The sequence below is a fragment of the Pseudomonas sp. LBUM1655 genome, assembly GCF_059716085.1.
In genome coordinates this window covers 1,266,714-1,281,830 of record NZ_CP166801.1, presented here as the reverse complement: position 1 = coordinate 1,281,830, position 15,117 = coordinate 1,266,714, and the positions used below count along the sequence as shown (strand labels likewise).

The following is a 15,117-nucleotide window of genomic DNA, read 5'->3' as shown; positions in this document are numbered from 1 at the left end:
CGCTCCCACAGAAAAGCAAAAGCAAAAACAGCCCGCGCCCCGCGTCGCCCTTCACCACTCAACAGGATGAGCGTTAGCTCGGCTGCAGCTCTTGATCTTGATCTGGAAGCCCGTCGGCAGGCTGAGTGGAGGGATTGATCCGGGGGGTGGGAGCGCAGCGACCGTTTGGCGAAGCCAAACACATCGAGAGGAGGTGCAGCGCAGCAAACCGGAGGCGATGCCCCCGGATCAATCCCGTAACGAAGGGACCCGAGCCACAGCGAGGGCCGAACGTCAGGGCAAAGCCTTTTGGGTTACCTTTTTTCGGCGTTTGGAAAAGGTGACTCGCTGTAAGAGCGAAACCACCAGCCGCAGCGCCCAAAGAAACGGATATACACCCAAAACCCAAGAGCATGGTCGGCCCAAAGGCCGCCAAGGCTCAACCCTCCCGACGCACCCGGAACCAGGCCGCATACAACGCCGGCAAAAACAAAAGCGTCAACGCCGTAGCCACAATCAACCCCCCCATTATCGCCACCGCCATCGGCCCAAAAAACACACTGCGCGACAAAGGAATCATCGCCAGAACCGCCGCCAAAGCCGTCAACACAATCGGCCGAAAGCGCCGCACCGTCGCCTCGATAATCGCCTGCCAAGGCCTGAGCCCAGAGGCAATATCCTGCTCAATCTGATCCACCAGAATCACCGAATTACGCATGATCATCCCGGAAAGCGCGATCGTCCCCAGCATCGCCACAAACCCGAACGGCTGCCGGAACACCATCAAAAACAGCACCACCCCGATCAACCCCAACGGCGCCGTCAAAAACACCATCGCCGTCCGCGAAAAACTGCGCAACTGCACCATCAGCAACGTCAGCACCACAACAATGAACATCGGCACCCCGGCATTCACCGACTTCTGCCCACGCTCCGAATCCTCCACCGTCCCACCAACATCCAGCAGATACCCGTCCGGCAATTCAGCGCGAATCGAATCCAGCGTCGGCATGATCTGCTTCACCAGCGTCGCCGGCTGCTCCTTGCCATAAATGTCGGCACGCACCGTCACGTTCGGCAGCCGATTACGATGCCAGATGACGCCTTCCTCAAAGCCATATTCCAACGTGGCGACCTGCGACAGCGCCACACTGCGACCGTTATCCGTCGGCACCGCCAGACTCGGCAACAAAGACAATTCAGTACGTTCATGCACCGTGCCGCGAAGCAGGATCTCGATCAACTCGTTATCTTCGCGATACTGACTGACACTCGACCCGGTCAACGAACTCTGCAGGAATTTCGCCAGATTGGCAGTGCTCACCCCCAGTGCCCGGGCGCGATCCTGATCGATGTTCAAGTACACAACCTTGCTCGGCTCTTCCCAGTCCAGATGCACATTGACCACATGCGGATTCTCGCGAACCTTGGCCGCGACCTTGCGCGCCACAGCGCGGACTTCTTCGATGTGTTCACCGGTAACGCGGAACTGCACCGGATAGCCAACCGGCGGGCCGTTTTCCAAACGCGTCACCCGCGAACGCAGCGCCGGGAACTGCTCGTTCAGCGTGGAGATCAACCAGGTGCGCAGCGTTTCACGCTCCTCGATGTTCTTCGCCAACACCACAAACTGGGCAAAGCTCGCCGCTGGCAACTGCTGATCCAGCGGCAAGTAGAAACGCGGCGAACCGGTGCCGACATACGCCACGTAGTTATCAATGCCGGCGTGATCCTTGAGCATCGCTTCCAGGCGTTTGACCTCACCGGTGGTGTTCGCCAGCGAAGCGCCTTCAGCCAGTTTCAGATCGACCATCAGCTCCAGCCGATTGGAGGCCGGGAAAAACTGCTGTGGCACGAAGCGGAACAGCATCACCGACGCGATAAACAGCCCCACGGTCAGCACGATTACGGTTTTGCGGTGAACCACACACCACTCCACCAAACGCCGTACCCGCTGATAGAACGGTGTGGCATACGGGTCCGGCTGACCATCACCCGTGCCGTGTTTGGCCGCGTGAATTTTCGCCAGATCCGGCAGCAGTTTTTCCCCCAGATAGGGCACGAACATCACCGCCGCCACCCATGAGGCGAGCAGCGCGATGGTCACCACCTGAAAGATCGAACGGGTGTATTCGCCCGTGCCGGATTGCGCCGTGGCAATCGGCAGGAAACCGGCGGCAGTGATCAGCGTACCGGTGAGCATCGGGAACGCGGTACTGGTCCAGGCGTAGCTCGCGGCCTTGATGCGGTCGAAGCCCTGCTCCATTTTGATCGCCATCATTTCCACGGCGATGATCGCGTCGTCCACCAGCAACCCCAACGCAAGCACCAGCGCGCCGAGGGAAATTTTGTGCAGACCGATGCCGAAGTAATACATGCAGGCGAAGGTCATCGCCAGCACCAGCGGAATGCTCAGTGCCACCACCATCCCGGTGCGCACGCCGAGAGAAAAGAAGCTCACCAGCAACACAATCGCCAGCGCTTCGACCAATACCTGGACGAACTCGCCCACGCCGGTTTTCACCGCTGCCGGTTGGTCAGAAACCTTGCGTAACTGCATGCCGGCCGGGAGGTTTTTCTGGAGGCGCGAGAATTCGCCTTCCAATGCCTTGCCGAGCACGAGAATGTCGCCGCCGTCCTTCATGGCTACTGCCAGACCGATCGCATCCTCGCCCATGAAGCGCATGCGCGGCGCCGGCGGATCGTTGAAACCGCGCCGCACATCGGCAACATCGGAGATGCGGAACGTACGATCGCCGACCCGGATCGGGAAGTTCTTTATCTCGTCGACCGTCTGAAAATTCCCCGAGACCCGTAACTGCAAACGCTCACTGCCAGTCTCAAAGAACCCTGCTGTAGACACCGCATTCTGTTCTTCCAGCGCCTGCTGCACTGCCGCCAGCGGCAAGCCGAGGGTGGCGAGTTTAACGTTGGACAGCTCGACCCAGATCTTCTCGTCCTGCAACCCAAGCAGATCGACCTTGCCGACATCCTTGACCCGTTGCAGCTGGATCTGGATGCGGTCGGCATAATCCTTGAGCACGGCGTAGTCAAAACCGTCGCCGGTCAGCGCGTAGATATTGCCGAAAGTAGTGCCGAATTCATCGTTGAAAAACGGCCCCTGAATCTCCGGCGGCAGGGTCTGGCGGATGTCGCTGACCTTCTTGCGCACCTGATACCAGAGATCGGGGATCTGGTTGGAGTGCATCGAATCGCGGGCGATAAACGTGACCTGGGATTCGCCGGGACGAGAGAACGAAACGATGCGTTCGTACTCGCCGGTTTCCATCAGTTTCTTTTCGATGCGCTCGGTGACCTGACGCGAAACTTCCTCCGCCGTCGCGCCCGGCCAGCGGGTCTGGATGACCATGGCCTTGAAGGTAAACGGCGGGTCTTCGCTCTGGCCGAGTTTGGTGTAGGACAGCGCACCGACGATGGCCAGCAAAAGCATCAGGAACAATACGATCTGGCGATTACGCAGCGCCCATTCGGAAAGGTTGAAGCGCATCGGGACTTACTCCTTGTCCGCCAGATTGACTACACGATTGGAGCGATCCACCGGACGCACTTGCTGACCTTCGAGCAGCACATGCACGCCAGCGGCGACGACCCAATCACTGGCGTTCAAGCCTTCAAGCACCGGTACGGTTTTCTCGCCAAACGGGCCGACGCGCACGGGGGTCTTTTTCAGAGTGTTGTTGGCGTTGACGACCCAGACGTAAGTAGCGCCATTTTCCGCGGTCAGCGCCGAAAGCGGCACCGACAGCGACACGACATCGGCGGACTGCACGAACACCCGGGCGCTCTGGCCGAGCTCGGCCGGGACTTTGCCGCTGGCGAAGGAAATCCTTGCAGCGAAGGTACGGGATTTCGGATCGGCCGCCGGCGACAGCTCGCGAATCTGTCCGGCGAAGCGCTGGTTCTGCTGAGTCCAGAGTTCGACGGTCACCGGCTGACCCACCTTGAAGCGGCCGAAGCTCTGCTCCGGCAGGCTGATCAGCACTTCGCGTTCGCCATCGGTGGCGAGGGTGAACACGGTTTGTCCGGCGGCCACCACTTGCCCGACTTCCACCGAACGCTTGGCTACCACACCGTCCTGGGGCGCACGCAACACGGCGTAACTGGCCTGGTTGGTCGAGACGTTGAATTCGGCTTTGATTTGCTTGAGGCGTGCTTCGCCGGAGCGAAAGAGGTTTTCGGCATTGTCATAGGCCGAGCGACTGACCATCTGCCGATCCATCAGGGTCTTGTAGCGGTCGCGCTCGGCACGCACCAGATTGAGATTGGCTTCGGCAGCGGCGACTTGCGCGCGAGTGGCTTCCAGTTGCAGGCGCACGTCTTGCGGATCGAGTTCGGCGAGTGGCTGATCAGCCTTCACCCGCTGGCCTTCATCGACCAGTCGTCGGCTGACTTTGCCGCCGATGCGGAACGCCAGATCAGGCTCATAACGCGCGCGAACTTCACCCGGATAACTTTCCATTGCCTGTGCCGAAGGCTCTGGCTGCACCACCATGGCCGGTCGTACGGTGACTTGCACCGCCGTTTCCTGGCCACACGCAGACAATAAAAAAGCCAGAGTGACTGGCAATGCAAATGGCCACGTGAGGTGCAGTGCATGGCGGAACATGATGACGGACCTTTCGCTAATGGTGCTTGGAATAATTATACTGGCCGGTATGTTATTAATAGCAAACTCACCAGTCCAGTAATAAAAGCGAAGAATGTCGAACAATCTTTCAGCTCCAAACGGCCCGGGCCGCCCCAAGGATCTGGCCAAGCGCCAAGCGATCCTCGACGCGGCGAAAATTCTGTTTCTGAGTCATGGCTATGCCAACACCAGCATGGACGCAGTGGCCGCTGAAGCTGGCGTGTCGAAGCTGACGGTCTACAGCCATTTCAACGACAAGGAGACACTTTTCTCCGCCGCCGTGGTGGCCAAATGCGAGGAACAATTACCGCCGCTGTTCTTCGAATTGCCCGAAGGGATTGCCGTGGAAAATGTGTTGCTGAACATTGCCCGGGGCTTTCATCACCTGATCAACAGCGATGAATCGGTGAATCTGCACCGCCTGATCATGGCGCTGGGCAGCCAGGACCCGAAGCTGTCGCTGATCTTCTTCGAGGCAGGTCCGCAGCGCATGGTGCAGGGGATGGAGCGGCTGCTGACGCGCATCCACGAGAACGGGGTGCTGAGCATCGACCAACCACGCAATGCGGCCGAGCATTTCTTCTGCCTGATCAAGGGCGCGGGGAATTTTCGCTTGTTGTATGGCTGTGGCGAGCCTTTGAGTGAAGAGGCTTCAGAAAGCCATGTGCAGGAAGTGGTGGGGTTGTTTATGCGGGCGTATCGGCCCTGATTCTGTAGTGTTTGGGCTGACATCATCGCGAGCAGGCTCGCTCCCACATTTGAAATGCATTTCAATGTGGGAGCGAGCCTGCTCGCGAATGAGGCAACTCAGTCTTACGGCTTGAGCGCTTTCTTCGGGTAAATATCGTATCGGCTGGACTTGCCATCCAGCGCATGACTCGGCTTCGGCCCCTCAATGCACGGCGCCTTGCGCGGCCGCTTGACCACCACACGGTGTGTCGCCAGCGCCAACGCCGCTTCAAGCAAGGCCGGCGCATCCGGATCATCGCCCACCAGCGGCCGAAACAGGCGCATTTCCTTCTTCACCAACGCGGTTTTCTCACGATGGGGAAACATCGGGTCGAGGTAGATCACCTGCGGCGGCTCACCTTCCCAGTTGCGCATGACTTCGATGGAGTTGCCTTTGAGCAATTTCATCCGCGCCACGATCGGCGCCACGTCGAAATCTTCCCCCGCCCGCGCCAGACCATCCTCCAACAATGCGCCGATCAGTGGCTGACGCTCGATCAGGCTCATCTCGCAGCCCAGACTCGCCAGCACGAATGCATCCTTGCCCAACCCCGCCGTGGCATCCAGCACTCGCGGGCGCACGCCTTGAGCGATGCCGACAGCCTTGGCGATCATCTGCCCGCTGCCACCGCCGTATAAACGACGATGCGCCGCGCCACCCTCGACGAAGTCCACCCGCACCGGCCCCGGAGCGTCTGGCCCTAGCTGTTGCAGCTGCAAACCCTGCTCGCCGACCTGCAAGGCGAACTCGCCGTCGGCTACCTGCAGTGGCAGGCCCAGGCGTTCGGCCCACTGCTCGGCTTGCGCTTCAAACGTCGGGCCGAGGGCCTGGACATGGATGCGGCAGGCCGCGGGTTGCTCAATCATGAAAACACGCTCAAAAAAGTTAAGGATCGGCAAAAAGTGGCCGATAAACCAATCAACGCGCATTTTGCCAGAGCTGAGCGGCAACCGAAAAAAATGTCAGGCATTCTTCCCACATCGATTGGCTACATCTCGCCCCATGGCGACTTCAGCCGTCAAAACACTCAAGCACTGAGCGGCGTCAGTCACCTGTGGCAGGATTTCTTTGCCCAGGCGATGGCCGAACAGACGAGTGAAGTGGTGCCGGCGTGTGGCACGTTTCCCCCGGTTGACCTCAGCAGCACTGAAGAACCGACTATCGGCAGCGAGTTGCACGCACACATCATCGAGCAGCGTGAATGCAATGTCGTGGAAACCGAAGTACGCCCACCAGAGCCACTGTTCCTGCCGATCGCCGAGTTCGAAACGGAGCTGCTGGACAAGCCGTTCCCACCGTTCCCGCCGGAAGAACTCAAGGCTCAGCAATCGCAGCAAGACTTCGACAGCAGTTGGGTTCGCCCGATCGTGATCAACAACGGTCAGCCGATTCCTGAGCCGGGCGCCGCGCCGCAGAAACGTCCGCTCTACCTGCCGATTGCCGAATTCGACCTGGATCTGCTGCAAAAGCCTTACCCGCCATTCCCGCCGGAAGAAATCGTCGAGCAGCAGAAAGCGCTGGACTTCGATAACGGTTGGGCACGTCCTATCGTTCTGCAGAACCTGCGCATCGCCGCCTGATCCTCAGCGACACACGCTCCAGCGCCCGACATCGACATGAAAGTGATTGCGATGGGCGGCGTTGTAATCCGGACTCAACACCACACTGAACGCCTCGCAGGCGCTATCGCGCACCCTGCGTAAAAACTGCGCGTCCTGATTTTGCTTGGGCCAATCCTTGAGCACGCTGATGCTGCGACCGTCCGCCAGACGAAACCCGGCGATGTCCAGCGCATCGGCACTGGCATGACGGCTGAGCGCGCCGCTTTCGCGGTTGTAGACATTGCGGCAAGCAAAGCTGCCAAGGTGATCAAGACGCGCGACCTGCTGACCGTAAACGGACTGCGCGGCGGGTTGCAGAGTGTGGCGTTCGAACATCGCGTAGGCGACCGCCAACGGGCAACTGGCGAGGAAACTGCTGCTTAGCGCCACCTCGCCGCCCTGTACGCGCAAGGCGCCAATCAACGGGCACTTGGCGTCAGGGCTGTCGGATTGCGGCGTGACGCGCAAAGCGGAGCTGCGCAGAGCCTGAGCGCAAAGTTCAGGATCGCCGCGCAGGCGCATCAGCTTGTAACCGGTCAGCCAGTTGGGCGTCGCTTTCACATCCAGCGGCGCCCACGGATTCCATTCGGAAGGTACGTCCAGCCAACCGCGCCAGACACTGATCAAAGCGCCGCCGATGATCAGCAATACGAGCAGCGCAAACGAACGCCCCATGCTCAACCTTTGAAAAACTGGTTGGCCTTGGCGTACGGCATCGACTGCGAAGTGAAGCCGAAGGTGCCCGACTGCTGGATCTCTTCAGCGGCGCGGAAGAACTCGCCGTAAGCCGCCAATGCCAAAGCAGACCCGGTACTGATCCGGCGCACGCCCAGCTCTTCGAGTTGCTGCACGGTCAGTTTCAAACCGCCGGACATCAACACATTCACCGGTTTCGGCGCTACCGCGCGCACCACCGCAAGGACTTCTTCGGCACTGCGTAAACCCGGCGCATACAGCACGTCGGCGCCGGCCTCGGCGAAGGCCTGCAAACGGCGGATGGTGTCGTTGACGTCGGGATTACCGTGCAGATAGTTTTCCGCACGGGCAGTCAGGGTGAAGGGAAATGGCAGGGTACGCACAGCGGCGACGGCGGCTTCGATGCGCGCCACGGCGTGTTCGAAGCAATAGATCGGCGCGTCTGCACGGCCCGTGGCGTCCTCGATTGAACCGCCCACTGCGCCCGCCTCGGCCGCTCGCAGCAAACTGTTCGCGCATTCCGCCGGATCATCAGCAAAACCATTTTCCAGATCCACCGCCACCGGCAAATCCGTCGCCGCGACAATCGACCGGACATTGGCCAGGGTGTCGTCCAGGCTCAAGGCTCCGTCGGCTTTGCCTTGGGAGAACGCATAACCGGCGCTGGTGGTCGCCAATGCCTGATAGCCCAGACTGGCGAGCATCTTCGCGGAACCTGCATCCCACGGATTGGGGATAACGAAGATTCCCGGACGCTCATGCAGGGCTTTGAAGGCGTGGGCTTTACGGACTTGTTCTGTGCGGGCTTGGGCATCCATTGACAGGCTCCGATGCAGGAAAACGAGTGCGCGTCAGAGCAAGCCAAGCTGCTCCGCGACGGGTTCTCTGTATAGCTCAGGCAGAGATGGCAGGCCAGGCAAACGTTGCATCAGTTGTGCGTGAAAACGTTGCGCCAGCTTCGCCGCCAGCAGGTTGTCGGCGGTATGCAGGAAGATATACGGGGTGCGGCCCTCTTCGATCCACTCGGCGATTTTCGCTACCCATGGCACGAGGAACGAATCGTTGGCCTCAAGCTCGGGATGGCCAATGAAGCGCACTTGCGGGAACTGCGTGAACGCCGCCGGACGCGTCGGCACCCGAGGCTTTTTCGATTGCGCGTGAATCACCGAAGACTCGGTCGACAGACAGCTGAACAGCGCACGCGGGTCGAGACAGATGCGCTCGACACCTCGATCCAGCAACAACCGGTTGAGCAGCCGCTCGCTCTCACCCTTGGCAAAGAACTGTTCGTGGCGCACTTCCACCGCCAGGGGGCAGTCCAGCGCATCGATGAACGCCGCCAGTTCCGGCAACCGATGCGGCGTGAAGCTTTTCGACAGTTGCAGCCACAGCGGCGCGACACGCTCGCCGAGGGGTTTGAGTAACTGGAGGAAAGTTTCGGCGGCGGTCAGTTGCTCGCGCAAGTCACCGCTATGGCTGATGTCACCGGGGAACTTGGCAGTGAAGCGAAAATGCGCAGGCATGATCTCGGCCCAACGCTGCACGGTGGCAGGCGAAGGGCTGGCATAGAAGGTCGTGTTGCCTTCCACGGCGTTGAACACCTGGCAGTAGAGGCCGAGGAAGTCAGAAGTTTTGGCGTCTACCGGATACAGATAATCGCGCCAGGCGTTTTCGCTCCAGGACGGGCAACCGAGGTAGTAAGGCAGAGCCATCAGATATACAGATCGAGGCCCAGCACGTCCGCATCCCAATCAACAAAACCGGCAGTGCTGAGGTAGCTGGCCAGCGCCATCGCCACACTCTTCTTCATCGCACGGTGGTAGATCATGTCTTGCTGACGGGCAGGCAGGTTGCTCAGGCGTTGTGCAGAGGCTTTGGCTGCGCGGGCAGCCAGTTGCTCTTCGGTCGGGAATTCCAGCTCGCCGTCGATATCGTCGACGGATTCATCCAGCGCGACATTGCCTTTGCGAGGCTTGCGCTTGATGGGGTAGGACTGAGAGGAAAGGCCGTCTATACGCATAAATTCATGCTCGGTATCGATGATGGCAATTTAGCGGCACTTGACCGACTTAGCAAACTGCCGAGTGATAACTAGAACACATAAAGCGCAAAAGGTTTAAAGCGGGGGGCTGGAAACTGACGATTGGCAGAGTCTGGAATAAGCCGCTGAGCAGGAGAGGCCTTTGTAGCGAGGGGATTTATCCCCGATTGATTGCGCAGCGCTCCTCTGCATTTTTCCAGTGAAACCGCACGATCAGGATTTACGGCTGCTGCGCAACCGGTCGGGGATAAATCCCCTCACCACAAAAAACCCTCCTGATAAAAAGTCAGCGGGCTTTGGGGGTGGCCACTTTGTCACGCAGGTAAACCGGCTGAGCATCATCGGCCGGGATCGACTCACCGCGTTCCCAGGCGAAGCGCGCCAAGGTCAGCAGGTCTTCGGCATGTGGCAGCATGCCGGCGTCGGAACCCGTCAGATTGACCGCGATGCGCTCGCCGTACCCCCAACCGGTGCCTGCACCGAACCAGTCGCCGCTGGCATCGGCCGGCAGCGCCGCGACTTCCGGTGGCAGCACCGCCTCGACACCGGCAAGGCGCATCTCCCCCGCTGTCTCGCGGTAGCAGCCCCAATACACCTCGTCCATCCGTGCATCGATGGCGGCTGCCACTTGGCTCACGCCATGCTCACGAAACGCACGCTGCGCCAACACGGCCAGGTTGGACACCGGCAACACCGGCCGATCCAGCGCGAACGCCAACCCCTGCACCACGCCGATGGCGATCCGCACGCCGGTAAACGCCCCCGGCCCGCGACCGAACGCGATCGCATCCACCGCTTGCAACGTGGTGCCGGCGTCAGCCAGCAGTTGCTGGATCATCGGCAGCAGCTTTTGCGCGTGCAGGCGCGGGATCACCTCGTAATGGCTCGTGACCTTGCCGTCATGCAGCAAGGCAACGGAGCAAGCTTCAGTCGCGGTGTCCAGGGCCAGCAAGGTGCTCATCGATGTTTCCAAAACAGGTGGGGGAAAAAGTGCGTCAGTATAAACAACTACGGCCCGCAAGCGGGCCGAGGATGATGCAGCGGATCAGACTTTTCAGCTCAGCGCTTCAAGCACCTTGGCGGTGATTGCTTCTACCGAACCAACGCCTTGGATATGGCTGCACTTCGGCTTGCCGTTGGCAGCCGAGAGCTTCTCGTAGAAAGCCACCAGCGGCTTGGTCTGCGAATGGTAGACCGACAGGCGATGACGCACGGTTTCTTCTGTGTCGTCTTTGCGCTGTACCAGTTCGTCACCGGTGATGTCGTCTTTACCGGCCAGTTTCGGCGGGTTGTAGACGACGTGGTAAACGCGGCCGCTGGCTTCGTGAACACGGCGACCGGCGATACGCTGAACGATTTCTTCGTCGTCAACGGCGATCTCGACTACAGCGTCCAGTTCGACACCGGCAGTAACCAGCGCTTCAGCCTGCGGAATGGTGCGCGGGAAGCCGTCGAACAGGAAGCCGTTGGCGCAGTCAGGTTGCGCGATACGATCCTTGACCAGCGCGATGATCAGGTCATCCGACACCAGGCCGCCGGCATCCATGATGCTCTTGGCTTGAACGCCCAGCGGAGTGCCGGCCTTGACCGCTGCACGCAGCATGTCGCCGGTGGAGATTTGTGGAATGCCGAATTTTTCGGTGATGAACTTAGCCTGAGTACCTTTACCGGCCCCGGGAGCTCCCAGCAGAATGACGCGCATTAGATGTGCTCCTCAATTTTTTTATAAAAAGCTTTTACAAAACAAAGGATTCGCCACTTTGGACGAATCCTGAAAAATACGGGTCGTGGCCGCAGAAACGGCCAAAGGCTGATCAAGATACACAGCAGGCTGCGCCCACACAAGACGCCAAAAGTCGGAGAAACCCGCGCTAGCGGCGACCTTGCGACGCGGTGCACCAAGTCGCAACCCCATCATTAACTGTCGCCTGACCACACTTTTCCCCGTCTGGCCGAGCAGCACCCGACACTCACGCCGGATGCCACACACCGCGCAGAAAACTTTAGCCGGTATTGCGCAAACCGGCGGCAATCCCCGCCACAGACACCAGCAGCGCCTGCTCCACCGGGCTGCCCTGCTCGACATTCTGCTGCCGCGAGCGGGCCAACAGTTCCGCCTGCAATAGATGAAGCGGGTCGAGGTAGGTATTGCGCAGGCGAATGAATTCCAGGGTGTCCGGGCTATGTGCCAGCAGTTGCGACTGACCGGTCAAGCCGAGTACCACCGAGCACGCCTGCGACAATAGGTCGCGTAAGTGCGCGCCCAACGGCAGCAGGTCTGGTTCGACCAAACGCTCGTCGTAAGACAAAGCGATGTCAGCGTCAGCTTTGGCCAGGACCATTTCCAGCATGTCGATGCGCGTGCGGAAGAACGGCCATTGCTCGCGCATCTGCCCCAGCAACTCGCCTTCGCCACGCTCCAGCGCCTTGCTCAACGCCGATTCCCAACCAAGCCAGGCCGGCAGCATCAACCGGGTTTGCGTCCAGCCGAAAATCCACGGGATCGCCCGCAGGCTTTCGATGCCACCGGCACGGCGCTTGGCCGGGCGGCTGCCCAGTGGCAAACGGCCCAACTCCTGCTCCGGCGTTGATTGGCGGAAATACTCGACGAATTGCGGGTTTTCTCGCACCACTTGGCGGTAAGCGCTGACACCGTCAGCGGCCAATTCGTCCATCAGATGACGCCACTCCGGCGTCGGTGGCGGTGGTGGCAACAACGTCGCCTCAAGCACAGCGGCGAGGTACAGATTGAGATTCTGCTCGGCGATGTCCGGCAGGCCGAATTTGAAACGAATCATTTCCCCTTGCTCGGTAGTGCGGAAACGTCCCGCCACCGAGCCCGGTGGTTGCGACAGAATCGCCGCGTGAGCCGGGCCGCCGCCACGGCCCACGGTGCCACCGCGACCATGGAACAACAGCAGTTCGACTTGCTGCTCGCGACAGATTTCCACCAGCCGTTCCTGCGCGCGGTATTGCGCCCAGGCTGCCGCCGTGGTGCCAGCGTCCTTGGCCGAGTCGGAGTAGCCAATCATCACTTCCTGCGGGCCTTGCAGCCGTGCGCGGTAACCCGGCAGCAGCAACAGTCGCTCGATCACCGGCCCGGCGTTGTCGAGGTCGGCGAGGGTTTCGAACAGCGGCACCACCCGCATCGGTCGCAACACACCGCACTCTTTAAGCAGCAGTTGCACCGCGAGCACGTCGGAAGCGGCGCCCGCCATGGAGATCACGTAGGAACCCAGCGATGCGCCTGGGGCTGCGGCGATTTCCTTGCAGGTGTTGAGCACTTCGGCGGTGTCGGCGGATGGCTTGAAATGCGCCGGCAACAACGGGCGACGATTAGCCAGTTCGCGGGTCAGGAAAGCGATTCGCGCATCCTCATCCCAGTCTTCATAGCGACCGAGGCCCAGGTAATCGGTGATTTCCGTCATCGCCGCGCTGTGCCGCGAAGAATCCTGACGCACATCGAGGCGTACCAGAAACAGGCCGAACGTCACTGCCCGACGCAGACAATCGAGCAACGGACCATCAGCGATTACGCCCATGCCGCATTCGTGCAGCGAGTTGAAGCACAGCTCCAGCGGATCGAGCAGATCGCGATTGTTGATGAGTACATCAGCAGGGGCTGGCGTGCTGGCCGTCAGGGAGGCATGCGCCCAATTGCGCGTAGCGCGCAGGCGTTCGCGCAATTGCTTGAGCACCGCACGATAAGGTTCGGCGCTGTCGCCGGCCTTTGCTTTGAGCGCGTCGCTGGCCTGCTGCATCGACAATTCGGCAGCCAGATGATCAACATCGCGCAGGTACAAATCGGCAGCCATCCAGCGCGCCAGCAGCAACACTTCGCGGGTCACTGCGGCGGTGACGTTGGGGTTGCCGTCACGGTCGCCGCCCATCCATGAGGCGAAGCGAATCGGCGCGGCTTCCAGCGGCAGACGCAGACCAGTCGCGGCGTGTAGCGCCTGATCGGCCTTGCGCATGTGATTGGGAATTGCCTGCCAAAGCGAATGTTCGATCACCGCGAAACCCCACTTGGCTTCATCGACCGGAGTTGGCCGGGTGCGGCGGATTTCTTCGGTGTGCCAGGCTTCGGCGATCAGGCGTTGCAGGGTGCTCTGGATCTGTTCGCGCTCGGCGCTGGTCAGATCGCGATGATCTTGCGCCGCGAGTTGCGCAGCGATGGCATCGTACTTCTGGATCAGCGTGCGCCGGGCTACTTCGGTCGGATGTGCGGTCAGTACCAGTTCGATTTCCAGCCGCGCCAGTTGCCGCGCCAGCGACTCGGCGCTGTGGCCCTCGTTGCGCAGGCGCGCCAGCAGTTCCGGCAACACGCGGGATTCGAACGGCGCGGGCTGCGACGCCTCGCGACGATGGATCAACTGATACTGCTCGGCGATATTCGCCAGGTTGAGAAACTGGTTGAACGCCCGCGCCACCGGAAGCAATTCGTCTTCACTCAATTGATTGAGGCTGGCGCTCAGTTCGGCGTCCATCGAGCCACGGCGGTCGGCCTTGGCGCCCTTGCGGATTTGCTCGATCTTGTCGAGAAACCCTTCGCCGTACTGGTCTCGAATGGTGTTGCCCAACAGCTCTCCGAGCAGGTGAACATCCTCGCGCAAGCGTGCATCAATATCGGTCATCAGCGGTTCTCCAGCGTTCATCCGGGCGGCTTAGAAACGAGTGCATGACCTAGAGAGTGCCGCTCTACGGCGCTTCTTACAAGCAGGCGACGAAGGGACTTTAAACCTTGTGGGCGAAAGCTAGTCTCAACAGTAAGCCGTACAACGGCTTGCCGCCGGCTACGCCGGACACTCACCCAGGCCTGCCACCCGCAGGCGCGAAATGAGGTCATCATGAAAATCCGTGAACTCGCCCAGCATTGGGAAGAAAACGCCAAAGGTCGCCTGACCGACACTGGCTACACGATTCATCTGGACGTCGAGGCCGCCGCGCGCCTGGCGGCGATTGCCGAGATGTACCCCAAGCGGCATGCCGAAGAACTGCTCGGCGAACTGATCGGTGCCGCGCTTGAAGAGTTCGAAGCGAGCCTGCCGTATGTGAAAGGCTCGACCGTGGTGGCCACGGATGAGGAAGGTGATCCGTTGTATGAAGACGTCGGGCCGACACCGCGTTTTCTTGCGCTGTCGCGGCGGCATTTGCATGATTTGTCGTCTGCTGAAGGCAAGCAGAAACACTGAATGAGCACGGAAAAACCTGTGGGAGCGGGCTTGCCCGCGATGGCGTCAGTTCAGTTACAGATGTGTTGAATTTGACGGCCTCATCGCGGGCAAACCCGCTACCACAGGGACTGTATTTTTCCTCCAGAACTGCGTCGTACTCCCCCGCGCGTACCACTCCACACCGCCAAAGTTCCCGCTTTAGAGCCATTGTCCATTCGGTCAAAGTTTTTTTTGGCGATAGGCCATCT

At 60.3% G+C, this 15,117-nt stretch carries 13 protein-coding genes; 3 read left to right on the top strand and 10 right to left on the bottom strand.

Going from position 1 to position 15,117, the window contains the following annotated elements; genetic code table 11:
• Positions 1–418: 418 nt before the first annotated feature.
• A complete protein-coding gene (locus ACA074_RS05585) occupies positions 419–3,487 on the bottom strand; it encodes an efflux RND transporter permease subunit (protein ID WP_497678579.1) in 3,069 nt (1,022 codons plus the stop codon).
• A gap of 6 nt (positions 3,488–3,493) precedes the next feature.
• Positions 3,494–4,606 carry an efflux RND transporter periplasmic adaptor subunit gene (locus ACA074_RS05580; protein WP_401270628.1) on the bottom strand — a complete coding sequence of 371 codons (1,113 nt, stop codon included), beginning with the start codon at positions 4,604–4,606 and terminating at the stop codon, positions 3,494–3,496.
• Positions 4,607–4,700: 94 nt separating this feature from the next.
• On the opposite strand from ACA074_RS05580, the gene ACA074_RS05575 reads away from it, so the two are divergent.
• Positions 4,701–5,336 carry a TetR/AcrR family transcriptional regulator gene (locus ACA074_RS05575; protein ID WP_497616646.1) on the top strand — a complete coding sequence of 212 codons (636 nt, stop codon included), beginning with the start codon at positions 4,701–4,703 and terminating at the stop codon, positions 5,334–5,336.
• A gap of 104 nt (positions 5,337–5,440) precedes the next feature.
• Here ACA074_RS05575 and ACA074_RS05570 read toward each other — a convergent pair whose 3' ends face one another.
• The gene (locus ACA074_RS05570; protein ID WP_222944280.1) at positions 5,441–6,223 is read right to left on the bottom strand and encodes a class I SAM-dependent methyltransferase; all 783 of its coding nucleotides are present in this window, start codon (positions 6,221–6,223) and stop codon (positions 5,441–5,443) included.
• Positions 6,224–6,316: 93 nt separating this feature from the next.
• On the opposite strand from ACA074_RS05570, the gene ACA074_RS05565 reads away from it, so the two are divergent.
• Positions 6,317–6,937, top strand: coding sequence for an energy transducer TonB (locus ACA074_RS05565; protein WP_305443882.1), 621 nt, complete (start codon positions 6,317–6,319; stop codon positions 6,935–6,937).
• Between the two features lie 3 nt (positions 6,938–6,940).
• Here ACA074_RS05565 and ACA074_RS05560 read toward each other — a convergent pair whose 3' ends face one another.
• The 7 genes from ACA074_RS05560 to ppc all read right to left on the bottom strand — a co-directional run bounded on the left by ACA074_RS05560 (position 6,941) and on the right by ppc (position 14,329).
• Entirely contained in the window at positions 6,941–7,633 is a 693-nt protein-coding gene (locus ACA074_RS05560; protein WP_401270623.1) for an extensin-like domain-containing protein, read from the bottom strand.
• Between the two features lie 2 nt (positions 7,634–7,635).
• The gene (locus ACA074_RS05555; protein ID WP_489880854.1) at positions 7,636–8,472 is read right to left on the bottom strand and encodes an isocitrate lyase/PEP mutase family protein; all 837 of its coding nucleotides are present in this window, start codon (positions 8,470–8,472) and stop codon (positions 7,636–7,638) included.
• A 33-nt stretch (positions 8,473–8,505) separates the two neighbouring features.
• Positions 8,506–9,366, bottom strand: coding sequence for a DUF72 domain-containing protein (locus ACA074_RS05550; protein WP_497678578.1), 861 nt, complete (start codon positions 9,364–9,366; stop codon positions 8,506–8,508).
• The gene (locus ACA074_RS05545; RefSeq protein WP_007908889.1) at positions 9,366–9,674 is read right to left on the bottom strand and encodes a hypothetical protein; all 309 of its coding nucleotides are present in this window, start codon (positions 9,672–9,674) and stop codon (positions 9,366–9,368) included. Before ACA074_RS05545 ends, ACA074_RS05550 begins: the two co-directional genes overlap by 1 nt.
• 307 nt (positions 9,675–9,981) lie before the next feature.
• The gene (gene tsaB / locus ACA074_RS05540; RefSeq protein ID WP_305441618.1) at positions 9,982–10,656 is read right to left on the bottom strand and encodes a tRNA (adenosine(37)-N6)-threonylcarbamoyltransferase complex dimerization subunit type 1 TsaB; all 675 of its coding nucleotides are present in this window, start codon (positions 10,654–10,656) and stop codon (positions 9,982–9,984) included.
• A 93-nt stretch (positions 10,657–10,749) separates the two neighbouring features.
• Positions 10,750–11,397, bottom strand: a complete 648-nt coding sequence (adk, locus tag ACA074_RS05535; protein WP_497678577.1) for an adenylate kinase — start codon at positions 11,395–11,397, stop codon at positions 10,750–10,752.
• A 301-nt stretch (positions 11,398–11,698) separates the two neighbouring features.
• The gene (gene ppc, locus ACA074_RS05530; RefSeq protein WP_401270612.1) at positions 11,699–14,329 is read right to left on the bottom strand and encodes a phosphoenolpyruvate carboxylase; all 2,631 of its coding nucleotides are present in this window, start codon (positions 14,327–14,329) and stop codon (positions 11,699–11,701) included.
• A 213-nt stretch (positions 14,330–14,542) separates the two neighbouring features.
• Here ppc and ACA074_RS05525 point away from each other — a divergent pair, with 213 nt between their 5' ends.
• Positions 14,543–14,887, top strand: coding sequence for a pilin assembly protein (locus ACA074_RS05525; RefSeq protein WP_187680876.1), 345 nt, complete (start codon positions 14,543–14,545; stop codon positions 14,885–14,887).
• The last annotated feature ends 230 nt before the right edge of the window (positions 14,888–15,117 follow it).